Source organism: Paucibacter sp. JuS9 (genome assembly GCF_044043925.2).
GTDB lineage: Bacteria > Pseudomonadota > Gammaproteobacteria > Burkholderiales > Burkholderiaceae_C > JAUASW01.
In genome coordinates this window covers 358337-383922 of the sequence record NZ_CP194172.1, presented here as the reverse complement: position 1 = coordinate 383922, position 25586 = coordinate 358337, and the positions used below count along the sequence as shown (strand labels likewise).

Here is a 25586-nt window from a genome sequence, read left to right as displayed (position 1 = left end):
GTCAGATCAACCTCATCAGCAGCGCGCGCACCGCGGGTTCGGCCGCCATGCTCTGAGCCAACTGGACGTTTGTCGGCAGAAGCCGATTGCCAACCTCCCTGAACACGCCCCATGCCACCAGCGTGTTGGCCATCAGTTCCGCCTTCGCCCTGTCGACCTCCAGGCTCTCAAGCGTCGAGAACAGCTTTTCCTTGTCGGGGTTGTTCAAAGCCTCGTTCATGCCGATCAGGACAACGTCGAAGTTCTTGAAGGAATCGGCACGCAGCCTGTCCAGTGTCGACAGTGCAGGCTCCAACTCGCCTTCTGTCGGAGACGCTGTTCCTGGATCGACTGCGGGACCGGCCGGGCGGATCGGCACGACGGCGGTTGCTTCCTCGATCGCCTGGTCCAACAGATCGATCCGCTTGAACACTTCGAAGCCCGCATCCTGCAGCGCCTGCTCGAATCGAGCATCCTTGACCAGAACGCAGTGGCGCCCCGGCCTGACCTTTAGGTCCAGGGCGGCCTCAAAGATCCAGGAATCCGGGATGTGCTTGCGCTCAGGCTCACGGTCCGAGGCCGGCCTGAACGGCGGCATGCCATGCATGTACCGTTCAAAGGCCTGCCGTGCGTGTTCGGGCGTGAATGGCAGGATCTCCACTTTCCTGTCTTCCAGGTACTTCCGAAAAACCGCCCGTGAGTTGCGATCAACGTCTTCGCGCGTCGGCAGATCCACGCTCGTCGGGATGGGGATGCCCTGCAGCAGCATGCTCAGCGGTGATTCCGCCATCTTCAACAGCGCACCGCGCGCCTGCTCGGCATGCGCGTTGAACTCGTAAAGCATTTGCGTGCGCCGCTCTTCTAGCACCACTTCAGGGATGTAGAGCTTCATCGTGCCCTGATTCACGCGCCTGAGCAGCCTGTCGAAGAGGCTGGACGGAAACTGCGCCGGTCTCAGGACGCTCGTGTCAAGGATGACGTGGAAGATAGGCATGGGCATATGCAGCGCCTCGCGGCGCGCCAGCGCCCATCAGGTCAGCAAGGATTTTAGGGTGAAGCACCGCGGCCGCCACGTTGCCGCGCGCTGGTCATCGCAACTCGACGGCTAGCGGCGTGTCCTTGTCCCTGTAGATCCATAAATCGCACGAAACATGACTTCGACCGCCCTCGTTGCGTCAACTTCAAGCGCAGCCTGGTTGGCGCCGATGTCTCCTCCTCCAACTCTCCAGACCTGAGAGACCGTCCCCGGTTCGCTGGCGTGAACCAGTTCGTTCCGCAAGGAGCGAAGCCATTGAAGGTCAGCGTCATCAGCGAATAGCTGCTGCGCTGAGGCCGAATAGTCGTTAGAAGTGACCTGGCGAGCTTGTGCTTCGACAGCAGAGCAGGCGAGCACGATGACCGACAGCCAGGCTCCGGCGCAGTAGGCGAGTCGGAGGTCGACCTCGAGGAGTAGCGAATGACTGCTGATGACCTGGCCGTTCCGCAGGGGGCCGCCAGCCAGTGCGGCATTCGAGAAGCGGCCGCTTCGAACGGCTGCGATCTCCTCGGGCCTTGGAGTCGAACTTGTATTCATGCTTGTGGATTTGCGTCTGACGCCGCGGCAGGTTTCGACCCTGTCTGGCAACAAGACCTTCTGCCCCGTCCGGATGCTTATCTGAGGCTAGCGCAGGAACTTGGCATCTCACGCCATCGCTGCCATATCGGTCTCATGGAACTCGAGGACTGCAGGCGGGTCGGACAGATCGTCTGGGAGCGGTTTGGAGTTATTTCAGGCTAATGGTCCCTGACTCGGGCGTTCGAACTTCAGCTCTTTCCCATCTCAGAAGCCAAAGGCGATTGGCGCCTCCAGATCCACTGGCTGAAGGTTGAACGCGTCAGGCTCCTGCGCCCAAACCGTCCTGCCGGCAACCAGCGACATGTCAACCCGTACCCCGACACTTCGCAATGCTGCCGCGCACGCTCGCAAGTGACCCCCAGTTGTATTGACGTCGTCGACCAGCACGACTCTAGAGTTTGGGGTGACGAGACGGGGATCGTCGACCGTCAGATTCGCTCGCAGGACTTCGGCATTCCGAGTACCTCCATCGTGGGATCGAGGCAGGATCTGCACAAATCTTAGTAGTCGAGCAATGCGAACCTGTTCTGGAGCCAAGCTGCGTACCGCCTCTGCCATATCATTGGGCGCGCATGCGGCATTGAATTCCGTACATCGCGACGAGGGAACAGGGACCAGTGTGATTGGAGGCGCCGCATGGACCGTGAGCGTTCGTAGTGCCCAGACCGCAAAGCAACTTAATGCTGGTTGTCGGTTGCCCATCACAATTCGATGCCAGTTGCCTCGGTGATCCCGAATCTGGGCGTATCCGTTTATCGCTTCACCCTTCAGCGATTTGACAAGCTTGTTGGCGTTGTAATCGTCTTGCCGCCACGGTATGTCGTCACGCGAATAGGAGGCATAGGCACACTGCGAATGAACAATCAGGGTCATCTTTGGCGAGTTCCAACCTGGCTGGTAGTCGTACAGCTCGTCTCAACTGTCGGTCATTGCGTACCGAGCAATTCCGATCGCTTCCTGGCGGCGGCGTCCAAGAGCTCGGGATAAGACTCGCGAGACACGATGGCATGCGCTCCGCGCTGCTTGACCAACATTCGTGGCAACTGGCTTTGCGTACTGACTGGCGATGAAGAATCGGGTAGCACCGCGAACAACTCACGCCTGTATCGCATGCAGTACTCGGCCTGAGTCGCGGAGCCGCTCTTCAATTCGCCTTCGACTATTACGGAGGCCGATGACAGGCCTACCTGAATGCGATTCCGATGGACAAAGTATTCGGGGCGCGCCGAGACTCCGACTGCATGCTCAGAAACCCAGAGGCCGCCGGCCTCCAAAATGCGCATGGCAAGTGGTTCATTGGCCCGCGGACTGGCTCGCTCAAGTCCATGTGCAAGCACTGCAATCGTAGGCGTTCGACCCAACAGCGCGCCCTCATGCGCAGACGCGTCTACGCCTAACGCAAGGCCGCTCACGACAACCCAATCGTTGTCAGACAAATACTTCGCGATGCGCTGCGCGATGGTGAGTCCATGCTGAGAAGCGTTTCTCGTGCCGACAACCGCTACGCCCGGCAGCCGCGAGAGCGCATCCTCTTTGCCCCGCACGTAAAGAATCGGAGGCGGGTCGGAAATTAGGCGTAACGAAGCCGGGTACCTGTCGGAGCAGAGCGGAATCGGCATGACACCCTTTTCCAGCCCGCCTTCGAGGTCGCGTCGGCTAGAAGAAAGTGACGCATTGACCGACGGCTGAGATGTCCCAAAGGCCGCAAGTACTGCGTCCACTCCCGACTCGCCTGCACCGTTCTCGGAGAACTTGCGAAGGAAGTCGACAGCCACCGCAGGACTTGCCTTCCCGGCGCGAATCAGCGCCAGGATGGCAACAGTCAACTCCAGATCCTTCATCTCACCCATGCGTCGTGTTCCCGAAAAACTAAGCATGACACAAACATCGCCGGATTCTCTCTGCGAACAAGCATCACGGCTCAATTGTGCGAATGACCGATCGTCAGTACCTCGACGACTACGCTTCTCACCGAAGGAGGTCCCTCCCCTCGATTGCAGTTGATCGATTCCGCGTCGCGGCGTGAATTGACCTTGCCAAGGATCGACTAGCGGAGGACGATTTGACCGTCCGGATTGACATCGGGAGCCTGTTGTATCGCGAGGGGTTGCGAGGCCGGCTGTCCTGACTACGCAACTATCTCTTGAGTTCAAGCGTGGGAACCTTAGCCACGGTGACAGACAGCCTGTACTCAAGAAGTTCAACATCCGGAATGCTTGCGCACGCAAGACGGAGATCCTCCGACATCGTCCTGCACACAATTATTCCCCGCACTCGCTGACCCGGGTCAGCGAGCTCTTTACGAACCCAGTTCATGTACCTCAGCAGTTGGCCAACCACACGGTCGTAGCCCTTCTCGACCTTGAGCTCAAGAACCACAAAGCCGCCATCCTTATCGGTAGCCAGAATGTCGATCCGTCGGCCACCTCCGGCTGGGTACTCGAGCCCTTTAATTTCCTCGTCTTCGAACAGGGACAGGCCGGGCTCGATGATGTGCAGGTTGTCGGCCAGATACCGCTGCAGGTCCTGTTCCAGCGCAAACTGCGTTGAACCGGGTTGCGCTTCAGCTGGGCCTTCGCTTGCGTCGTCCTCTTCTTCTGCTCCGGTCTGCTCCTGGCGAGCAACATCACCTGCAATCAACTCACGAATCGGTGCTGGGTCTTTGCCAGCCTCGTAGAGTCGAAACTGACCAGAGGCAACTTTGAACAGCAGATCATCTGTTTCGTTCGTCGCTGGATGGTGCACACGACTTTTGTCGTTAGTAGCGGCCTGCACCAGGTGAGCGCGAATGCTGCCGGGCTTGAGCTTTGGGTACTTGTCCTGGAACCACTGAATGGCACGGGTCGTGGTGAAGACCTGGCCTGGCTGGAGACCGAAGTCAGCAATCATGTCCTTCAGGAGGGCCCGGGTTGGGCGGTCGTAGATTGTTCGAGCCATAGATTTCTAGTCATCGCTGACAATGAATGCAGGTGCACTGCCGCTCAGAACCCATGCCGTTCTCGGTGCCTGGAAAGGGTTGCACGAAGAGCCACTTTCTCGCGCTTAGATAGATGGTCCCAAGCAAGGCGCAAGTTTGGTCGCACACCGAAATGCGTGCAAGTCTCAGCAGTCAGTCGTGGTGAGCAAATAATTGCGCCGTCGTCGTCGAAGGAGATCAGTCCGCGGTCGAACAAGTTGTCCAAGGGCACCGACAGTAGTAGACCGTTGTTTACGTCGCCACGGATGGCCTCATCAAGACTCCAGGCCACGATATGTGAAGCGCGCAGCTGATCGTTGCATGCGACGCCATGAACTGAACACTTGTCCGACCAGCGGCGCAAGAGCGCTCGCCGAAACGCGGCATGCTGTGGCCCGCGAACCCATACTTCACGCAGTATTTCGGAAGCGGCTGCCGACGGTTGTGGCTCGGTCGAGTCTGTCGAATTGGCACTACTGGAATGTGGCACAGACTCGGCAACCAATGTCATCTTCTTCAGCAGTGTCGCTTGCACCAACTCCTGTTTGAGTCCGCTGAGGATTTCATAAAAGCCTGGCGCGCCCTGCTTTAGCTTCGTCTCTGCATAGCCGATGTAGGCCTCGATGGCTTTAATCACCTTTGGAACTACATCGTCGCCAAGCATGGCAACGATTGCATCCACGAAGAGTTGCAGCCCAAACGAACGCATCGGGGTCTTGAACCCTTCCCCCTCAATCAGGCATCTGAAATTGTTGAAGATGGCACTGGCCGTCCCTGTATTAATTCCATAGTCGTGGTGCAGAGCTTGGAGTTCGTCTACACGGACACCTCCCTCGAGGTACACACGAACCGCGGCATCGCGTATCGCTATGTAGTGCTCATCTGGGAGGACGTTGGACCTCGTTGGTGTCGCCGATCCTGATCCTTGGATGTCATGCATTGGCGGGAGCAGCTCTTCATTGAAACCGGTCCCAACCTCTTGACCATGCAGGTTCAGCTTCAGCCATAGTCTTGAGCCATCCGCCTGCATATGCACCTCGGCTATATCGAAGACATGGTCTGGCGAGCAGAGATGCGTTTTGCCGTCCTTCAGGATGCCTTGCATCTGGAATGGCTGCGGCATCGTTGCCGCAATCTGCAAGGCATCCCAAAGCGACTTCCTGTTGTTGGAAGTCACTCCGTTTCTCGACTTCGGAACTCGGTACCAAAAGCTTCCCGTGACCGGATCCTTGGTGATTCCCCACTTTTCGAAATCGCGCGTGCCGTCAATGCAATGGAAGTTCCACAAGGTCATGCCGAACCTCGAAGCAACGCCTTTGCGCGCGTCGGCCATCGGCACATCGAACGAAAACCAGCGCTGACCAGCCTTCAGCACCTTCAGCTTCTCCGCATACGCTTTGTCGGATGCCAACGAGTACTGTTTTTCTGACAATGCATGTCTCCTATGTCTTCAATTCCGCATGCGCGACCACAAGCCTGCAGAGCGTCACGAAGGCGTCAATGCCGAGATCGTTCTTGGAGTCATTGGTCCGCCAGGCGCAGATGCGGAAGCTCGCCTCTGTCGAACCGGCATCGATGTGATCGACCGACGGCAGCATGGCAAATCGGGCCTTGTAGTGGTGGCGACCAGCCTTCGACTCGTCGTTGTCGTACGTGCTAATGAGATGCCAATCCAGCAGCTCGCCGGTGTACGCGTCTCGACCGCCTGAAAGGACGACCGCGGCATGGATTGCTTCCTTGTACAGCGCCCTGGTCGCGGTCTCGCTGGAATGGCCGCGGCCGCGATCTCGCTTGACGTGTGCGAGAGCTTTGCGGTTCAACCAGCGCTCGTATATCTCGGGCGTTGAGACGCCCTCGAGAAATGGCGGCATGGTGTGTTTGCGAGTCACAAGCCTGCTTCTACAGTCTTACCAACCGAGCCAAGTCGGGCTCGTATTGATAGTCTGTGATGGACCCATCCACGATTCGCTGGACAGCCTCATTGATGACTTGCAGAGGTACCAAGAACCATTCGCGCGGTCTAACAGGATGACCAAATCGATCTTCGATTGTCAGGTCCAACTGCGCCGAGCCAAACAGCTTGTGAAAGATGCCTTCCATCTTGATGCGGTTCAAGTTGTGAAGCTTGTAGGTGGCAACGACCTCGACCTCCGCCAACAGATAGGTCGCATCCTTGTCGGCGCCAGCGATACGCACTTCGACCCTCCCGCCAGTCACTCCTATCTTGTGGATCAGGTCTCTGTGCTCGACCACATACGGATGCATGGACTTGCTGCGCAGCACGTAGATCGTGCCGCTCTCGATATCGCCCTCTACAGCTTGAGCGCTGAAGAGCGGTCCAGCATCTGGATCAGTGATCGCCCTAGCGGCGTCATCTCGGTGCAACGAACGCTGCAGCGACCTCATCAGCACGCTGGCCTCGGTGCCGTTGTCGAACACCACTCGAAGACGGCTGTCGCGGCGGCCGTATTCAGTTGTGAACTCGTCACCTACATCAGCGATGAAAGCGATCTGGCCGCCAATGATGAAGTAGGCACCCTGGACGATGTCATCAAGCGCCTTCTCTTTCGCCTGGAAGCTGCGCGCTTGACGAATACCGGACTTGAGATCCGTCTGCACTGCTGCGAAGAGATGACTAAACCGTTCAAAATCCTCGCACCGCGTTCTGTTCGCGATCTCCTCGGCCGCTCGCTTCTCTACGCTCGACCGAACGTGCTTCAGGACTGTGATGTCATCTTCTGCCGTTGACGATTCATTGACCCCGAGCTCGGCGAGCAATGCATCCTCGTCCAATTCATCGACACTGGTCGCTCGCCCAGTCGAGCCACTAAGCAGGCCAGGCTTGTCCATCTCAGCCAATAGGCTCTGTGCCTCTGGCAACCTTCTCAGCTGATCCAGCCTGACCGCATACAAGCGCTCGAAGATGTCGCGGCTTTCGCCGTGCTGCGGCGCTCGAGCATGTGTTTGATGGAAGCGCAGGATGTCTTCGAAGCCGGCGATGATGCGCTCGTCCCGCGGTGTGCGACTGGAAGCTTTGATCGGTGTGATTTCGACACCAAGTGCATCCAGTAGTTCATCATCGTCCAGATCAGCCATTCTCGGACTCCTCCTGACCTTGCGCTGCTTTTGCCCGGGCTCTGTACCTAGCGAATGCAGCTACGCCCTCGGCCATTCGCTTCTCCCATGCGTCCGCAGAGTTAATGTCTGGAAGGCGACCCCGCTCGTTCTTAAAGTGCAGCGCGCGCTTGGAAAGTTCGCGGGCCTCGTCTTCTGGGATAGCAATCTTTTTTGCAGCGATAGCAATCTGCACTTGGCGCAGTGACTTTTCGTCCATTGCCTTTGCCAGCACCGCGTAGGCGGCGTCGAAGGGATTGATTCGGTCAATGAGGTCGATGTCCAGATCTCTCACATTGACGAACTTGCGCACGCCATCCAGCAGTGCCGTGTTGCCCTGTGCATGGCTGTCGTCTGCGGCGTCTGCTTCAGCCAATGCAAGTTTGGCCTGCTGCGTAACATTCATGGCAGCAATGGCGTGCTGGCGAATGGCCTCCTGGTCGACATCGCTTAGATCTGGATAGCGCTCACGGACGATCTTGCCCATGCGCAGCTGAGTCAACTCTTCGGGAAGAGTGTTCTCCTTGTCGAAGAGGCCTCGCTCTAGCGCCGTCTTGTCCTGCAAGAAACTAGTCACCACTTCATTCAGATCTTCCCTGCAGATGCGGTTGGCTTCGGGAGTTTCTGGCTTCGTCAAGCCGTTGATTTCCAGATGGATTTGGCCGGTATCTTTGTTGACCCCAATGTTCGGGCCATCTACCTTGTAGCCATCCTCGCCATAGTTGAATCCATCCTGCGGGCCGGCGTTCTTTGGCGTGAACTCGTATCTCGGTGCAAGCACCTGCTCCATCAACAGACTGGCTGAAATTGCCTTCAGCATGTCGTTCACCGCCTCAGCGACAGCCGATTGGTCCGCTGTGGGCTCGGCGATCAGGTTGGTGAACCGCGAGCGTTCTTTGCCCTTTGCGTCGCGCGTGGCACGGCCAATGATCTGAACAATTTCGGTCAGGCTGCTTCGATAGCCAATCGTCAGTGCGTGCTCGCACCAAATCCAATCGAAACCTTCTTTTGCCATGCCCAAGGCGATGATGACGTCGATATGGTCACGGTCGTCCTTGTGTGTAGGGTCCTTCAGGGCAGTCAAAACGCGAGAGCGCTGGCCTTGATCGCTGTCATCCACCAAGTCGGCAACTTTCAAAGTGCGGCCGTCCTTCGCTTCCACCAAATGAAATCCGGTGGTCGAGTCAATGCCCTTCCATTCGCCAAGGCCGTGCATGATTTCATCGACCTCGCGCTGCTTGTCTTTCAAGCTTTCTCGCGCGTTCACGTTGGGAATGTGAACAATGGTCTTCAGCGCCGGGTCCAACACTTTGGTGACGGCGTCGACGTAGGCGCCTGTGTAGAAGAAGTACCCAATGTCCAGGGACTTAAGCCACTGGTAGCCGTTCAGTTGCTCGTAGTACGTGTAGGTGACGGTTTCGAACTTCGATTCGTCTGCAGGGCCAAGTACGGCTTCACTATCGCCACGGAAGTACGAGCCCGTCATTGCCACCAGGTGCACCTTGTCGCGGGCGATGAACGCTCCCAACTGGCTTCCCAACACGTTGTCAGGATTGCTGGAGACGTGGTGGAATTCATCGATGGCGATCAGCCGGTCGTCGAAGGCCTGGATACCAAGTTCCTCCACCGCGAAGCGAAAGGTAGCGTGAGTGCAAACCAGTACCTTGTCAGTGCTGGCCAGGAACTGGCGCACCGCATCGACTTTGGACTTGGCCACTCGTGGCTCGTCGGCCCCAGGTGCGTTGCACAGGTTCCATTGAGGCGCCACCTGCCAATCCCAGTAGAAGCCGAACCGAGTCAACGCTTCGTCGGCAAAGCTGCTGCCAATTGATCGCTCGGGCACAACAACGATGGACTGCTTGAGACCCTGGTTGTGCAGCTTGTCGAGCGCAATGAACATGAGTGCGCGTGACTTGCCCGATGCCGGAGGCGATTTGATGAGCAGGTACTGCTCGCCCCGCTTGGCGTAGGCACGCTCCTGCATGACACGCATGCCCAGTTCGTTGGCCCTGCTGGACACGCCGGTTCGCGCAGTGGCAATAGACACCGACGGCACCGTGTAGGCGTTGGTCGGGTTTGAAGCTTGATTGTTCATGCTGCTGCCTTCCTCCCTTTGGCTGCCTTTCCGGCAGGTTTGGCCTTGTCTGCGGCTGTCATTTTGGTGTACAGATCAAATAGCTTTTCCAAACGTTCGGTATCGTTTTTGAAACGGCGACCGACATAGATGCGCTCCAGCACTTCGTCGTTGCGTTCGTGTGCATGGCGCAGGTTGTCCGGCATGTCTTCCGGGTCATAGAGGTCGGCGATGGTGGCGGGAAAATGCGCTTCTCTGGCTAGGAGAATGTCTTCGGCGCAGCGAGTCAGGTCGGCCTTGTTCTGCGCAGTAAGCAACGGCACCGGGAAGGTGTTCCAACCGAGCGTGTTGGAGTAGCGATAGCGAGTTTCCAATTTCCCACAGACGGTGGCGATCCAGATCAGATGCATCCTGGAAGCCAGCAGTGCGAGCGGGACCAGGCTGTCTGCGCTCAACTGGAAATGAGGAGCTAGGACCAAGCTCAATTCCGGCAGTAAGCCCGGTGTGTAATACGCCCTTGTCTCGGAAATCAGCTGGGGGACGAAGATGACTCGATCCCTCATGAATCGGTCTTCCGTGTATCTCCCAGGCGAATGGGCCGCGTTCCTAGTTGCCTCCTTCGGGCTCTGTGACCTGGATGCCCGAACCGCAGCCAACTTGCTTGAAACGAATGGACTGAAATCCTGCTGGTTTTGCGGCAATTCATCCGGCTTGAGGGCCCAGCGGACAATTCCCTTTGTGAACTCGTTAGCACCGTACGCCCGATAGATCGCGCCGTCGAGAAGAGGCTCCTCGCTCACGGCTCGATGTCGCACAGCGGAATCGAAAAGATATGCACCATCGTCGGTCGGCGCGCTTCCCCTATCCATGGCCCATTCGACACAAAGACCCCGGGACCGTGCGGAGACGATGACGTCCTTGCCGGGCACGAGGTAGGCGTTGATGTTCTGGACATCGCGCGCGGTCTCTGACTCGCCAATGGATTCGAAGACTTTCGCAGCACCTGAGCTTCCGGACGTGATGCCAACGACGACGACTGTCACGCCCGCATTGTGCGCAGCAAGATTCGCCCACTTGAAGCTCGTCCAGGCGAACTTGATTCGTAGTCCTCTCCCAAGCAGCCAGGGCCATAGCAGTTCGACCTGCTGCCCTTGGCAAATTGAGTTAGTGGTGACGAAAGCAAAGTCGGCGCTCACGTGGCCGAGATATTTCCCTGCCATGACCAGCCATCCCGCAACAAAATCGAGCGCGCGATAGCCGTCAATGCAGTCCGATGCTGCTGCAGCCAAGTCGGCCTTCTGGCCTTTGTCCTGACCTCGAGCACCGACGTAAGGCGGGTTCCCGCAAATGTAGGTTTCCCCACCTTCATTCTCGAAATCGATCTGCGCCTGGTCAAGTGGTGTGGCAAACAGATCGTCACCGACGACTCTCACGCTGGTTCCCGTCGGGGGACAGATGCTCATCCAGTCCAGTCGCAAAGCGTTTCCGCACACTATCCAGTTTTGGGTGTCCAGCGGAAGAAACTCCGCCAGTGCATCCTTCTGCCCTCGGTACAAAACGTCGCACTGAAACTCGGCAATGATTAGCGCAAGCCGCGCGATTTCGGCTGGAAAGTCACGCAGCTCGATGCCGCGGAAATTTGTCAGCGGAATCTCACTACCTAAATGCTGCTCACCCCTGCGGCGGTTGATCTCGGCTTCAATCTCTCGCATCTGCTTGTAGGCGATGACTAAGAAGTTGCCCGAGCCACATGCTGGGTCGAACACGCGGATACGCGCCATGCGCTTGCGCAGGTTCAAGAGCTTTCGCTCGTTGTCGCCAGCATCGGCTAGTGCCGAGCGCAGATCGTCCAGGAATAGCGGGTTTAAGACCTTCAGGATGTTTGGCACGCTCGTGTAGTGCATGCCAAGAGCGCCGCGCTCCTCATCGTCAGCTACGGCCTGGATCATGCTCCCGAAAATATCGGGATTGATTTCTCGCCAATGCAGGCTGCCTGCATGCAGCAAATACGTACGGGCCATACGAGTAAACCGCGGCACATCGGTACTGCCAGAGAAGAGGCCCCCGTTGACGTAAGGGAAGCCGTTAGCCCAGCTTGGCATGCGCGGCAGCGCCGCTGCTCGGTCGGCCACCTTGATGTTCATGGCTCGAAAGATCTCGCCCAGCACTTCGTGGGTGTTGCTGCCGTCCTTCTCGCTCATCTGATCCACAGTCTGGGTAAACAGCCCGTCGCCGTAGAAGATGTCGGTGTCCTCGGCAAAGAAGCAGAACACAAGTCGCGCCATGAAGTGGTTCATGTCACTGCGTCGGTCTTCTTTGGCCCAAGCAGGGTTCTCGCGGAGCAGTTCGACGTAAAGCTTGTTCAGCCGCCCAGTAGCGCGGACGTCGATGGGGTTGTCCTTGATCTCCTTGACGGTTGAGATGCCGGCCAAGGGCAGCAGGAAACCGAAGTGATTCGGGAAGTCCTCGTAGCTGCAGGTAACAGTTTCACCGCTGACTAATTCCTGAGACTCCAAGGTCTGGCCATCAGTGGCGAGAACGAACTTGGCCTTTCCCTTCAGCGTCGCCGGGCTTGCCAGTAGCGCCGTAAAGGTTTCGCTTACGTTCCCTGCTTCGCAAGTGGCGATGTGGATGTTGTTGCGCAGCAGCACACCACCGGGAAGGTCCGAAGCGTTGTTGTTGCCGGTCCGCAGACGCTTGAGCGCCGTGTCCTTATGGCCAAAGGCGGCGAGGAATGAATATGGGAACTCAGCCGCGTTAAAGGGCTGAACGGCCAGGTCCGAGATGGCCTGTTCGATTTCTACTGCGTTCATGTGTGATTAGCGGCTCGTCGGCCGCTTTGCTGCGTGATGTTTAGCCACTATCCCAACGCGACTGCAATGCTCGCGAACGAGCACTTCGATCAAGTTGGCGATGGTTCGATGGTCTTGAGCAGCAGCGGCTCGCACCAACTCCTACAGCTCAGGGCTCACTCGCAGGTTAAGAGTCTCCGTCTTCCTATCCATAGACCCGTCCAAAATGTTGGCGAGTTCAATGTAACGCAGACGTGCGCGCTGCCCTGGGCAGGCCCATGGCCATTTGTGCCAGGCTCTCGTTGCCACCCTCCGAATCAGGATGCATTCGGTCGATCCAACACGGTAGCGCCCCAATGAGCCGGTAATGACTTCAGTGCGAAATGCAATGAACTCATTACACGTCGGACTGACGGCGCTTTGGTTGGTCGCTTCAAGCGACCTCTCCAGGCCATTCCTGGCGGCTTGAAACCTGGTCGGGATCGGCAATTCGGGCGGAACCTATCCCAGCTTTGCGGCGACCTTTTCGGCCTCGACGTGGGTGTACCGCTTTAACATCTGCATGGACTTGTGTCCGGTCATAGATGCAACCTCCATGACATTGAGGCCCTTCTCAAAGAGCCTTGACGTTGCTTCGTGTCGAAGGTCGTGGAATCGGATGTCGACCAAGAACCGGGCATTGGGTGTTTTACCGCTGGCCTTGCACTTGGCCTCATATTTAGTACGGGCCCGACTGACCAGGCCACTAAACCGCCCGGTGAAGCTGTCTGCGCGGGCCCAATCGAAGACCCGACCGTCAGCACGCGGCTCTGACTGCATGGTCTTGAGTGCTTCCACTGCCGTGCTGCTGAGCGCGACAGTTCTGGACTCTCCATTTTTCGTCTTCGGAAGATGCGCTGTCTGCCGCTCAAGGTCGATGTGCCGCCACTCCAAGCCCAAGAGTTCGCCAAGCCTCATGGACGTCTCGACAGCCAGCAGGATGATGGGCTTCATCCCGCGGTTTGTTGGGCGACCGCCCTCTGGAGGGATGTAGTCAGCTTCGGCAAGAAGCAAGTCAATCTCTGCTTGAGAGGTCCTTCGGTCCCGACCCGTTGGCAAGGTCGGCTTCTTTACATCTCGGACGACATTGACAGTCTGGACGCCCCACTCGCTGATCGCGGTGTTCAACACAACGGACAACTGGTTCATGTCGTGTCGAACGGTTTGGGGTTCAGCCTCTTTCAGGCGCTTGTCGCGCCAACCGGCCACGTCCTGCTGCGAGAGCATCTCCAGAGTCAGTTTCCCGAGCGCCGCACGAATGCGAGCAAGGCGGGGCTTCTCGGAGGCGACCTGACCAGCCCGCCGGCCCGGCTGAGTGACTATGTCCGTCAGGAACTTGTCGACAAGGTCTGCGACAGTGCTTAAGTCGGCCTCTCCAATATTAGTCAGACGGCGGAGCTCAGCCAGGTCGCGTCGGCCAATAGCGGCTTCGACATCCGTCGCCCACCCTTGAGCATCGCGCTGCCGTTCGAAGGTGCGGGAGAAGGACGGGAAGCCCTTCCTCCTAATTAGTGCCCGCCACTGAAGTGGGCCGCGGTTTTCAATGACTGCCATGACCCAAACTGTACCAATGCTGCACCAAATAATGCTGTCACCTTCCGCGCAGCTAATGTTTGCGCGGCTTGCAGGCCAACTATTGACGGCCTTGTAAGCGGTAGGTCATCAGTTCGAATCCGATAGCCGGCACCAAGAATGCAAATCGCCCCCGTCCCACAGACGCGGGGCGATTTTTTTGCCTCTTCGCCAGAGCCCTTCATGATTCAGCGCTGCTGCAGCACCTTGATGCGCACCAGCGCCGGCCGCAGGCCCTGCTCGCGGATCAGTTCCTCCAGCCTCGGCTGCAGATGGCGCAGCTTGGCGGCCACGGCTGCATTGGCGGCCAGGAGCGTCCAGCCTTCCTCGTCGACCGGTCCGGGCTGCACGAAACGGGTCAGGGCGCCGGGCAAGGCCGGCTTGACGATGGCCATGCGGCGGTTCGATTCCTGCAGGAGCAGACCCAGCCTGGCCAGGCCGCTGTGCTGCTCCAGCGCCTGCTGGATGCCCAGCGGCGCGGGCGTGACTGGGGAACGGGGCTGGGCCATGCGCGCAGTGTAGTGGGCGGCTCAAGGGGTAGTCGGGCGCGATGCTAAACTCGGCGGGTTTTTCTGCAGCCTGACTCTGGCCGGCGGCCGACGCACTCTTGCGTTGCCGCGCGCCGCCCCCAGCTAGGCCGTCTCCCAAAAATTACATCGTTCGCCACGCGGCCAGACCCGGGCGCCCAGCACGCAGGTCAAAAGCCCGCGCCACAGACCAACAAGTCATTGTTCAAGCCGCATGTTGCCCAAGCTTCTTACCCAGATTTTCGGTAGCCGCAATGAGCGACTGCTCAAAGGCTACCGCCGCATCGTCCAGCAGATCAATGCGCTGGAGCCCCAGTTCGAAAAGCTCGACGACGCGGCACTGAAGGCCAAGACCGAAGAGTTCAAGCAGCGTGTGGCCGCCGGCGAAACGCTGGACGCCATCCTGCCGGAGGCTTTTGCGGTCTGCCGCGAAGGCTCCAAGCGCGCTCTGAAGATGCGCCACTTCGACGTGCAGCTGATCGGCGGCATGGTGCTGAACAGTGGCAAGGTCGCCGAAATGCGCACCGGCGAAGGCAAGACGCTGATGGCCACGCTGCCGGTCTACCTGAATGCACTGGCCGGCAAGGGCGTGCATGTGGTGACCGTCAACGACTACCTGGCTCGCCGCGACGCCGAGTGGATGGCCAAGCTCTACAACTTCCTCGGACTGACGGTGGGTATCAACCTGCCGCAGATGCCGCGCGAAGAAAAGCAGGCCGCCTACGCCGCCGACGTGACCTATGGCACCAACAACGAATACGGCTTCGACTACCTGCGCGACAACATGGTCTACGAGGTGGCGGACCGGGTGCAGCGCAAGCTGAACTACGCGATCGTCGACGAAGTGGACTCGATCCTGATCGACGAAGCCCGCACGCCGCTGATCATCTCCGGCCAGGCCGAAGACCAGACGGACGTCTACCTCGCGATCAACCAGGTGGCACCGCTGCTGAAAAAGCAGATCGGCGAACTCGACCTGCGCACCGGCGAAGGCGTCGAGGTCCCTGGCGACTTCACGGTGGACGAGAAGTCGCACCAGATCTACCTGACCGAAGACGGCCACGAGAACGCCGAGAAGTTCCTCAGCCAGGCCGGCCTGCTGGCCGAGGGCGCGTCGCTCTACGACGCTGCCAACATCACGCTGATGCATCACCTGTATGCATCGCTGCGCGCCCACCACGTGTTCCACAAGGACCAGCACTACGTGGTGCAGAACGACGAGGTCGTGATCGTCGACGAATTCACCGGCCGCCTGATGACGGGCCGGCGCTGGAGCGATGGCCTGCACCAGGCCGTCGAGGCCAAGGAAGGCGTGCAGATCCAGAGCGAGAACCAGACCCTGGCCTCGATCACTTTCCAGAACTACTTCCGCATGTACGGCAAGCTCTCGGGCATGACCGGCACGGCCGACACCGAGGCTTATGAGTTCCAGGAAATTTACGGCCTGGAGACCGTGGTCATCCCGCCGAACCGCCCCACCATCCGCAAGGACGAGCTGGATCTGGTCTACAAGACTTCGCAGGAAAAGTTCCAGGCGGTCATTGCCGACATCCGTGACTGCCATGAGCGCGGCCAGCCGGTGCTGGTCGGCACCACCTCGATCGAGAACTCCGAGCTGATCTCGGCCCTGCTGCAGCAAGCCAAGCTGCCGCATGCAGTGCTGAACGCCAAGCAGCACGCCAAGGAAGCAGAGATCGTGGCCCAGGCCGGCCGCCCCGGCGTGATCACCATTGCGACCAACATGGCCGGTCGCGGTACCGACATCGTGCTGGGTGGCAATGTCGAGAAGCAGGTGCAGTTCATCGAGGCCGACGAAGCGATTGCCGAGGCCGACAAGGCCGCACGCATCCAGCAGCTGAAGGACGAATGGCAGGGCCTGCACGACAAGGTCAAGGCCGAGGGTGGCCTGCGCATCATCGCCACCGAGCGCCATGAAAGCCGCCGCATCGACAACCAGCTGCGCGGCCGTTCGGGCCGCCAGGGCGACCCGGGCTCCTCGCGCTTCTATCTGTCGCTGGACGACCAGCTGATGCGCATCTTCGCGGGTGACCGCGTGCGAGCCATCATGGACCGCCTGAAGATGCCCGAGGGCGAAGCCATCGAGGCCGGCATCGTGACCCGCTCGATCGAGAGCGCCCAGCGCAAGGTCGAGGCCCGCAACTTCGACGTCCGCAAGCAGCTGCTCGAGTACGACGACGTCTCGAACGACCAGCGCAAGGTCATCTATCAGCAGCGCAACGACATCCTCGAGGCGCAGACCCTGATTGCCCAGATCGCCAACCTGCGCGCCAGCGCGCTGGAAGACGTGGTGCGTACCTTCGTGCCGGCCGAGAGCCTGGAAGAGCAGTGGGACCTGCCCGCGCTGGAGCGTGTGCTGCACGACGAATGGCAGCTGGACGTGGGCCTGCTGGCCGCCGTCGAGAAGAGTGACTCCATCACCGATGACGAGATCCTCGAGCTGGTGGTGAAGGCTGCCGACGCTGCCTTCCAGGTCAAGCTCGACCAGGTCGGCGCCGAGCAGTTCACGCCCTTCATGCGCATGGTGCTGCTGCAAAACATCGACCAGCACTGGCGCGAGCACCTGGCCTCGCTCGACTACCTGCGCCAGGGCATCCATCTGCGCGGCTATGCGCAGAAGAACCCGAAGCAGGAATACAAGCGTGAAGCCTTCGAGCTGTTCTCGCAGATGCTGGACGTGGTGAAGCTGGAAGTGACGCGCACGCTGATGAATGTGCGCATCCAGAGCAAGGACGAAGCCGCCCTGGCCGCCGCCGCGCTGGAGCAGCAGGCCGAGAATGTCAGCAACGTCACCTACACGCATCCGAATGAAGATGGCTCGGTGTCGGAAGACAAGGAACTTGCGCCTGAGCAGATGATGGGCGTGGGTCGCAACGATCCCTGCCCTTGCGGCAGCGGCAAGAAGTTCAAGGCTTGCCACGGCAAGCTGTCCTGAGCGACTGAATAGCAAGACCCAAAAGGGGCTTCCATCGGAAGCCCCTTTGTCTTGTGGCCTGCCTACAATTCGCGCCACACCCTCTCATGCGCACTCATGTGCGAACGTCATGCCCGTCAATCTCAGCGCTCCCGATCCCGCCAGCCTGCATCCTGTTCCCGGCGTCCGCCTGGGCATCACCATGGCCGGCGTGCGCAAGGCCAATCGCCGCGACCTCTCGGTAATCGCGCTGGACGCGGGTTCGGCCGTGGCCGGTGTGTTCACCAAGAACCGCTTCTGCGCTGCGCCGGTGCAGGTCTGCCGCGAGCACCTGGACGCCGGCACCGGCATCCGCGCCGTACTGATCAACACCGGCAACGCCAATGCCGGCACCGGCGCCGACGGCCTGGCTCGCGCCCGCCTCACCTGCACCGCACTGGCTGAGGCCATGGGCGTGCAGCCGCAGCAGATCCTGCCCTTCTCCACCGGCGTGATCATGGAAACGCTGCCGGTGGACCGCATCGTCGCTGGCATCCCGGCCGCCCTGGCCGCGCTGCGCCCCGACGCCTGGGACGAAGCTGCCGCCGGCATCATGACAACAGACACGCTGCCCAAGGCTGCCTCGCGCCAGGTGCAGATCGGCGGCCAGACGGTCAGCATCACCGGCATCAGCAAGGGCGCCGGCATGATCCGCCCGAACATGGCGACGATGCTCGGCTTCGTCGCGACCGACGCGAACATCAATCCCGACCTGCTGCAAGGCCTGGTGCGCGACGCGGCAGATGCCTCGTTCAACCGCATCACGATCGACGGCGACACGTCGACCAACGATTCATTCCTCTTGATCGCCACCAACAAGGCCAAGCATCCGCGCATCGAGTCCCTGAGCTCGCCCGAGGGCCAGGTCTTGCGTGATGCGGTGATCGCTGTTTCGCAGCAGCTGGCGCAAGCCATCGTGCGCGATGGCGAAGGCGCGACCAAGTTCATCACGATCCAGATCGAGGGTGGCCGTGACGAGGCCGAATGCCAATTGGCAGCGTATGCCATCGCCCACTCACCCCTCGTGAAGACGGCGTTCTTCGCCAGCGACCCGAACCTCGGCCGTATCCTGGCCGCCGTAGGCTATGCCGGCATCGCCGACCTGGACCAGACGCTGATCGAGCTCTACCTCGACGACGTGCACGTGGTGCGCGCCGGTGGCCGCCACCCCGACTACCGCGAGGAAGACGGCCAGCGCGTGATGAAGCAAAGCGAGATCACGATCCGCGTGGGCCTGCATCGCGGCCCGGCGCAGGCCACCGTCTGGACCTGCGACCTGAGCCACGAGTACGTGACGATCAACGCGGACTACCGGTCCTGATTTCCTGACCCCAAATAGACAAAAGGCCGGTGCTTTGCAGCACCGGCCTTTCTCATGGGGCCTGCCCGATCAACGTGCCGCCGGCTTGAACAGCGGCATCACATCCCGCTTGCCCCTCTCGAGATACGGCACCGGCTTGTCCATCCACTCCGGACGCGGCGCGCCCTTGAGGTAGTGGTCGAAGAACTCGCCCATGTGCACGGTGAAGTGCTTCATGTTGTCGCGCTCGCGCAGGCCGTGCTTTTCGCCGTTGTAGTTGAACCAGTAGGCTTCCTTGCCCAGGCGGCGCAGCGCGGTAAAGAACTCGATGGCCTGGTACCAGGGCACGGCGTCGTCGTCGTCGTTATGGATCGTCAGGAACGGCGTCTGCACCTTGTCGATCTTGAAGATCGGCGAGTTCTCGATGTACTTGTCGGTCGCGTTCCACGGCGCGCCACCGATGCGGCTCTGCTGCTGCTCGTACTGGAACGCACGGCTCACTCCAGCGCCCCAGCGGATGCCGCCGTAGCCGCTGACCATATTGGCCATCGAGGCGCCGGCCTCAGCCGCGGCAAAGGCATTGCTGCGCGTGATCAGGTAGCTGATCTGGTAAGCGCCCCAGCTGTGACCCTGGATGCCAACGCGCTTCTCATCCACATAGCCGGCCTTGACCATGTGCTTCACCGCCGGCAGCACCGAGTTGGCAGCGCTGCGGCCTGGGTAGCCGATGGTGTAGACGATGTCCGGACGCAGCACGATGTAGCCATTGCTGACATAGCGGCTCACGTTGATGTTCTGAGCCGGTGCCGGCGGCACGTAGCGGTTCAGGTTGTCCGTCATCTTTTCGTAGATGTAGACCATCATCGGGTACTTCTTCTTGGGGTCGAAGTTTTCCGGCTTCGCAACCAGCGCGCGCAGCTTCTTGCCGTCAGCCGCAGTGAACTCGATCAGCTCCTGCGTGCCCCAGATGTACTGCGACTGCTGCGGGTTCGCGTTGCTGATCTTGACCGGCGAAGCCAGGTCCAGCTTGGCCGACCACAGGTCCGGGAACTCGACAAAGCTCTGCTGTGTGAACAGCACGGCATCGGCCTTCTTGGCCTTGATCAGGCCGCTCATCAGCTTGTCACTGTGGATCAGCTTGGCCGGCTCACCACCAGCGGCCGGCAGCTTGTAGAAGCCGGTCGAGCGGTTCACTTCATGCGCGGCCGACAGCATCAGGCCGTCCGTCGGCAGGCGGCGGCTTTCCAGGTCTTCGGTTTCCAGCGGCACATAGCGCAATTGCAGCTGGTGCTTGCGGCCGAAGCCGTTGGTGATGTTGCGGGCCGCTTGGCTTGCCAGCGTCACTTCCCACAGGTCGAACTGGTCGTACAGGACGACGGTCGCGTCGTTCTCGGTCCAGCCTGCAAAGCCATAGGCATCGGCCGGTTCGACCACATCGCGCTCGATGTTCTCGAAGCGGCTCTTGATCTTGCCGGTCAGGTTGAGCTGCTTGCCGTCGGCCATGCGGTAGGCAAACCAGGTCTTCTGCGCGGGCGAGAAGCTCAGCGCGTAGTCACCGCCCGGCGAGAGGCGCGGCTGATTGCGCAGCTTGGTGGCGAACTGGCGCTTGTCGCCGGTCTGAAGGTCGATGGCGTAAGCGTCGAAATAGAGCGCGTCCCAGCTCTGCAGCATGCGGTACTGCAGCTCGCTGGTGCCCAGGGCCCAGCGGCCGTTGTCGTTGACCATCACATTGGGCAGCTCAACGCCGCCCAGTTGCACGAACTTCGGTGTGGCGGCGCCCAGATGCACCACCGCGCGATAGTTGCGGTTCTTGTCGCGCTCGGCCCGGACCTTCTGGACCGATTGCAGCTCGGGGTCCTTGTAGTGCCAGAGGTCGACCTTCATCGGCTCGGGCGCGTCCTTGGGCTCAGCCTTGGGCAGCTCGGCAGTGCCGAGGAACAGACGTTGGCCGTCCTTGCTGAAGCTCAAGGATGCATGCTCGCTGGGGCCCCAGCCTGCCGGCATGCCGGTGGTGCTGGCATTGACCAGCACTTGCGCGGCTGCGTCCTTGGCGCGCCAGAAGAACACTTGATAGGCGGCCGGCACTTCAGGCGTCTTGTCATCCTTCTTTGCCGCCTTCTTCGCTGCAGCCTGCTCGGCCAAGGCATCGCGGTTGCTGATGAAGGCGAGCTGCGTGCCCGCGCGGTCGAACTGCAATTGCTTGTAGCTGCCGGCGCCGGTGATCAGCGCGTTCGCCACCGGCTCGGCCGGGTTCACCACATAGACGCCTTCGCGCAAAGCTTCAGCTGCCTTGGCCGCTTCGGCCGGCGCACTGGCGCCGCTGGCAGCACTCGCCGCACGGGCACCCGCTGCGGGTGCAGCATCCTTGACCGAGACCGTGTAGGCCAGCAAGCTGCCGCTGCGCGGCCAGGCGAAATCGGCCACGTCCTTGTAGCTGGTGCGCTTGGCCGCAGCCACATCGATCAGCAGCAGCTCGGTACCAGCGTCCTTCTTGCGTGCAGCACCAGCGGCAGCCGCACCAGGTGCGGCCTGGTCGTCTGCGCCGTAGCTGAAGTCGAAGTCGGACTTTGCAGCCGCAGCAGCCGCGGCGCCATCCTTCTTGGCGACAGGTGCCTCGAGCTGCACGGCCAGGTAGGCGCCGCCCTCTTCCGGCCAGGCGAAGCGCTTGACGCGCTCAATGACCTCGACCTTGCCGGTCGCCACGTCCATGATGCCAAGCGATGGCCTGGGAGCGTCGTCGCCGCGCTTCTTCTCCTTCTTGGCCTTGTCCTGCTCGGCACGGCTCGGATGGATGGTGAAGGCCAGATAGCGGCCATCGGCGCTGAACGCCAACAGCGGCAGGTTGGCACGAGCCGGGGCTTCGCCAAATGCCGGGGGCGCGCTGGCGCCGCTGGAGCCGCGCGTCGAACGCCATTCGCGGCCGTCAGACAGCTGACGGACGACGACCTCGCCATCGCTTTCCTGGCCCACGAGTGCATAGGCAGCGAAGCGGCCATCTGCTGTCAGGGCCGTGCCCTGCACGCTGCGCCAACCGGCATAGACATCATGCGTGATCGGCTTCTTGGCCGAGAGCGGCGTGGGTTCGGTGGCAGCCCAGGCAGTGCCTGCTACAAGCAGCACTGCGGCCAATAGCAGGCCGGGGCGGAAATGTTTGTTCATGTCTGGTGGGGAGCTCAAGGCTCGCAAGACGGGCGAAGCGACCTTTATAGCAAGCACTGTGCAAAGAACCATTGCTCCGGGGCGATCAGCAGCATTTTTCATGACCTCATGACGGATGGTTCTTTGTCGCCACGCACGCCGAGCAGCTAGCATCGCCGGCCATGAAAGCCAACAACGTCCTCGCCACCATCGGCAACACGCCGCACATCCGCATCAACCGCCTGTTTGGCGACAACAGCGAGGTCTGGATCAAGTCCGAGCGCAGCAATCCGGGCGGCTCGATCAAGGACCGCATCGCGCTGGCCATGGTCGAAGCGGCCGAGGCGGACGGCCGCCTCCAGCCCGGCGGCACCATCATCGAGCCCACCTCCGGCAACACCGGCGTGGGCCTGGCCATGGTGGCCGCGGTCAAGGGCTACAAGCTGGTGCTGGTGATGCCCGACAGCATGTCGATCGAGCGACGCCGCCTGATGCTGGCCTACGGCGCCAGCTTCGACCTGACGCCGCGCGAAAAAGGCATGAAGGGCGCCATCGCCCGCGCCCAGGAACTCGCCGCTGAAACACCCGGCGCCTGGATTCCGCAGCAGTTCGAGAACCCGGCCAATATCGCAGTGCATGTGGCCACGACGGCGCAGGAAATCCTGGCCGACTTCCCCGAAGGCCTGGACGCGCTGATCACCGGCGTCGGCACTGGCGGCCATATCAGCGGCACGGCGCAGGTGCTGAAAAAGGCCTGGCCGAACCTGAAGGTCTACGCGGTGGAGCCCAGCGCGTCGCCCGTCATCAGCGGCGGCGCACCGAGTCCGCATCCGATCCAGGGCATTGGCGCCGGTTTCATTCCAGCCAATCTGCAAACCGACCTGCTGGACGGCGTGATCCAGGTCGAGGCCGAAGAAGCCCGCGAGTTCGCGCGCCGCAGCGCCCGCGAAGAAGGCCTGTTGGTCGGCATCTCCAGCGGAGCCACCCTGGCGGCCATCGCCAGGAAGCTGCCCGAGCTGCCTGCTGGCAGCCGGGTGCTGGGTTTCAACTACGACACCGGCGAGCGCTATCTCTCCGTCGAAGGCTTTCTGCCGAGCTGAGATGGGGCGCCCGGTGAACGGCCTACCGTTTCCCGGCTGCTCTATTTTTCACTCATCGGCGCCGTCGAGGCTGGGCTGATCGTTGTCGCGATTGGCTTGCTTCTTCAACTGCGCTTGCAGGGGCTTCAGCGACTCGATCATCGCCTCGGGCGACTTCGGGGCCACCAGGCGGAATGCCGGCGGCGGCAGCGAGCTCAGGTAGGCGGGGCCCAGCCAGTACTGCTGCTCCTGGCGCTTGGCCACCGTCATCACCAGGCCCAGAAGCAGCAAGGCGGCCAGGATTGCCGCCAGCCAGCGCTTGGCACGTGGCCACACGAGGCTGGCATGCCACCACAGCATGGCCGCCAGGCCAAGCGGGAAGCTCACCGCATCGAGCACCAGCAGGCGTGGCAGTGACAGCGAATAAGCCACCAGCGGCAGCAGCGCCCCGATCAGATGCAGGCCGGTCAGCGCCAGCAACGCCCGCTTCAGGTGCAGCACGAAGGGGAAGCGGCGCTGGAACAACTGGTTGACCAGCGACCACAGGGCCGCCCATACCAGGAGCACACCGAGCGGCGTCAAGACTGCCGAGCTGTAGTCGATCCACGGCGTTCCGGGGTTCACGGCCGACCATTGGTCGAACCAGAGCAAGCCCATCCAGAACACGAGCAGGATGGGCAGCCAGGCGTTGCCACGCCAGCCACGCACTTCATGCTCGTGCCCGAGCGGCTGTTCGGCCGGCAGGGCCTGTGCCGAGGTGCGCAGCCGCAGCTCGGTGCTGCCCAGCCGGAAGACGCCACCCACGCCCAGCGCCACGCGCTCGCCGCCTTGCAGCCGGCGCTCAGCCACCCAGCCGCCGTTGAGGCTGGGCAGCAAGGCCAGCTCGGCCCCCTCCTCGCCCCAGTCCAGCAGCGCATGCTGGCCGGCCACATGCACGTCCGGCAACACCAGGTCGCAGTCGGGTGAGCGGCCAATGCTGAGCGGCCACTGGGCAATCTTGTGCAGGGCGCGGACCTGGCCCTCGCGGTCCAGGATCTCGATCAGCGCGCCTTGGCTGCCCATGCGAAGCCTCCCAGGTAATGCGATGTCAGTTTGAGCGCGTTGTCGAAACTGACACCCTTGGCGTCGAAGCGCCCGAGCGCACCCTCGGTCTTGGCGTCCACCGTGGTGATCAGGATGCTCAGGTCATGCAGACCGTCGAGCTTGCGATAGGCCCGCATGCAGACGACGGCACGCAGCGGCAGCCCGTCGCGCTCCACAAAATCCTCCTTGCAGAACGGTGCCGTGCGGTCGCGGTCGTCGCGGCCCAAGCGCTCGTTGCGGAAGCTCGCCGAGTACTGGCGCGAGAAACGGATCGAACCGAGGTTGCGGCCGTCATAGGCCTCGTGCGACATGTCCAGGTAGCCGGTCTGCATGCCGCCATTGATGAACACCGCATGCTCCATGCGGCATTGCGAGCGCTGGAATTCCAGGCCCTTGGTGTCGGACGGCGTGCCGCGGCCCCAGCAGCGCATGAACTGCTCCTGCGGCACCGGCAACTGATAGCGCGGATGACCGGCCACGCGCCAGGGCTGGGCCATGAAGCGCTGTACCAGCTCATCCTGATAGGCGAGCATCTGCTCGCGCAGGCGAGGCCACGCAGCCACCTTCAGCGGCTTGAGGCTGCGGCTGCGTTCGAACAAGGCCTGGGCAAACTGTCCTGGCACCAGGAAGCTCATCTGCTGCGCAAAGAACATGGCCGAGACGTTCACGCCGACCACGCGCCCTTCCTCATCCACCACCGGGCCACCGCTCATGCCCGAGTTGATGCTGCCCGAGTAGTAGATCAGCGGATCGAAGCTGCGCTCCACCAGGCCGTTGTAGGTGCCTTCGACCACGGCAAAGGCCACGTCATGCGGATTGCCCATGGAATAGATGCGGTCGCCCTTGGACAGCGGCTGGTCCTTGGGCCGGAAGCTCAGCGCGCCAATGGCCTTGAGCGCAGCCGGATCGGCCCGCAGCAAGGCCAGGTCGCGGCGCACATCAAAGTCGAGCAGCTCCAGCGTGCCCTGCAGGCCTTCCGTGGTTTCAAACTGCAGGCGATAGCGCTCGGGCTCCAGCGCGACCTGACTGATCACGTGGTAGTTGGTGACGATGTGGCCTTCGCTGCTGACCAGGAACCCGGACCCGACCGAGGCCTGACTGTCCTGGTTCTTCAGCAGCGTGCGGATCTGCAGCAGGTGCGAGCGCGCCCGCTCATAGACACGGCGGGCGGTGGCCGAGACCGGGGCGGGGGCAACGGCCGAGGCCGCTTGCGCCACTGGCGGCGGCGGGCTGGCGCCCCGCTGCGCTTGTGGCGCTGGCTGCTGTGCGTGCAAGGGCAAGGCCGCCAGGGTCAGTGCCAGCGCAACTGCAGCGCGCCATGGCAAGGCGATTGAAAGCAAACCGTCC

General features: G+C 61.1%; 18 protein-coding genes and 1 tRNA gene. 5 read left to right on the top strand and 14 right to left on the bottom strand.

Annotation, left to right across the window (positions count from 1 at the left end; all coding sequences use genetic code 11):
* Nucleotide 1: 1 nt before the first annotated feature.
* On the bottom strand, nt 2-973 hold the full coding sequence (locus tag ABT392_RS01630) for a PIN domain-containing protein (protein WP_395384279.1): 972 nt from the start codon (nt 971-973) through the stop codon (nt 2-4).
* Nucleotides 974-1435: 462 nt separating this feature from the next.
* On the opposite strand from ABT392_RS01630, the gene ABT392_RS01625 reads away from it, so the two are divergent.
* Nucleotides 1436-1756 (top strand): zinc-finger-containing protein, encoded by a 321-nt coding sequence (locus tag ABT392_RS01625; protein ID WP_395384280.1) that lies wholly within the window; start codon nt 1436-1438, stop codon nt 1754-1756.
* Between the two features lie 42 nt (nt 1757-1798).
* On the opposite strand, the gene ABT392_RS01620 is transcribed toward ABT392_RS01625, so the two are convergent.
* The 9 genes from ABT392_RS01620 to ABT392_RS01580 form a co-directional block, all read right to left on the bottom strand.
* The gene (locus tag ABT392_RS01620) at nt 1799-2467 is read right to left on the bottom strand and encodes a hypothetical protein (RefSeq protein WP_395384281.1); all 669 of its coding nucleotides are present in this window, start codon (nt 2465-2467) and stop codon (nt 1799-1801) included.
* Nucleotides 2468-2520: 53 nt separating this feature from the next.
* Nucleotides 2521-3444, bottom strand: coding sequence for a DNA-processing protein DprA (locus ABT392_RS01615; protein ID WP_395384282.1), 924 nt, complete (start codon nt 3442-3444; stop codon nt 2521-2523).
* A gap of 286 nt (nt 3445-3730) precedes the next feature.
* Nucleotides 3731-4531, bottom strand: a complete 801-nt coding sequence (locus tag ABT392_RS01610) for an endonuclease NucS domain-containing protein (protein ID WP_464970886.1) — start codon at nt 4529-4531, stop codon at nt 3731-3733.
* Between the two features lie 44 nt (nt 4532-4575).
* A complete protein-coding gene (locus ABT392_RS01605; RefSeq protein ID WP_395384284.1) occupies nt 4576-5982 on the bottom strand; it encodes an HNH endonuclease in 1407 nt (468 codons plus the stop codon).
* 10 nt (nt 5983-5992) lie between these two features.
* Nucleotides 5993-6421 carry a hypothetical protein gene (locus tag ABT392_RS01600; protein WP_395384285.1) on the bottom strand — a complete coding sequence of 143 codons (429 nt, stop codon included), beginning with the start codon at nt 6419-6421 and terminating at the stop codon, nt 5993-5995.
* 28 nt (nt 6422-6449) lie between these two features.
* A complete protein-coding gene (locus ABT392_RS01595) occupies nt 6450-7646 on the bottom strand; it encodes a GIY-YIG nuclease family protein (RefSeq protein WP_395384286.1) in 1197 nt (398 codons plus the stop codon).
* Entirely contained in the window at nt 7639-9759 is a 2121-nt protein-coding gene (locus ABT392_RS01590) for a DEAD/DEAH box helicase (protein WP_395384287.1), read from the bottom strand. The genes ABT392_RS01595 and ABT392_RS01590 overlap by 8 nt, the downstream gene beginning before the upstream one ends.
* The gene (locus ABT392_RS01585; protein WP_395384288.1) at nt 9756-12551 is read right to left on the bottom strand and encodes a class I SAM-dependent DNA methyltransferase; all 2796 of its coding nucleotides are present in this window, start codon (nt 12549-12551) and stop codon (nt 9756-9758) included. The genes ABT392_RS01590 and ABT392_RS01585 overlap by 4 nt, the downstream gene beginning before the upstream one ends.
* 480 nt (nt 12552-13031) lie before the next feature.
* Complete coding sequence (locus ABT392_RS01580; RefSeq protein ID WP_395384289.1) at nt 13032-14123, bottom strand: tyrosine-type recombinase/integrase; 1092 nt, start codon at nt 14121-14123, stop codon at nt 13032-13034.
* 61 nt (nt 14124-14184) lie between these two features.
* Here ABT392_RS01580 and ABT392_RS01575 point away from each other — a divergent pair.
* Nucleotides 14185-14258 (top strand) — tRNA-OTHER (locus ABT392_RS01575).
* Nucleotides 14259-14329: 71 nt separating this feature from the next.
* Here ABT392_RS01575 and ABT392_RS01570 read toward each other — a convergent pair.
* Nucleotides 14330-14650, bottom strand: coding sequence for a hypothetical protein (locus ABT392_RS01570; protein ID WP_334279014.1), 321 nt, complete (start codon nt 14648-14650; stop codon nt 14330-14332).
* Between the two features lie 232 nt (nt 14651-14882).
* Between ABT392_RS01570 and secA the strand changes: the two genes are divergently transcribed.
* Both secA and argJ read left to right on the top strand, forming a co-directional pair.
* Nucleotides 14883-17621: a preprotein translocase subunit SecA gene (gene secA / locus ABT392_RS01565; RefSeq protein WP_334279015.1), complete on the top strand. Its 2739-nt coding sequence runs from the start codon at nt 14883-14885 to the stop codon at nt 17619-17621.
* A gap of 109 nt (nt 17622-17730) precedes the next feature.
* Nucleotides 17731-18960, top strand: a complete 1230-nt coding sequence (gene argJ / locus ABT392_RS01560; RefSeq protein WP_334279016.1) for a bifunctional glutamate N-acetyltransferase/amino-acid acetyltransferase ArgJ — start codon at nt 17731-17733, stop codon at nt 18958-18960.
* A gap of 69 nt (nt 18961-19029) precedes the next feature.
* Here the strand turns inward: argJ and ABT392_RS01555 are convergent, their stop codons facing one another.
* Nucleotides 19030-22098 (bottom strand): alpha/beta hydrolase family protein, encoded by a 3069-nt coding sequence (locus tag ABT392_RS01555; RefSeq protein WP_395384290.1) that lies wholly within the window; start codon nt 22096-22098, stop codon nt 19030-19032.
* A 161-nt stretch (nt 22099-22259) separates the two neighbouring features.
* Between ABT392_RS01555 and cysK the strand changes: the two genes are divergently transcribed.
* The gene (cysK, locus tag ABT392_RS01550) at nt 22260-23177 is read left to right on the top strand and encodes a cysteine synthase A (protein ID WP_395384291.1); all 918 of its coding nucleotides are present in this window, start codon (nt 22260-22262) and stop codon (nt 23175-23177) included.
* Between the two features lie 48 nt (nt 23178-23225).
* Here the strand turns inward: cysK and ABT392_RS01545 are convergent, their stop codons facing one another.
* Together ABT392_RS01545 and ABT392_RS01540 are read right to left on the bottom strand one after the other, a co-directional pair.
* A complete protein-coding gene (locus tag ABT392_RS01545; protein ID WP_334279019.1) occupies nt 23226-24218 on the bottom strand; it encodes an FHA domain-containing protein in 993 nt (330 codons plus the stop codon).
* A complete protein-coding gene (locus ABT392_RS01540; RefSeq protein ID WP_395384292.1) occupies nt 24197-25579 on the bottom strand; it encodes a S1 family peptidase in 1383 nt (460 codons plus the stop codon). Before ABT392_RS01540 ends, ABT392_RS01545 begins: the two co-directional genes overlap by 22 nt.
* Nucleotides 25580-25586: the final 7 nt, after the last annotated feature.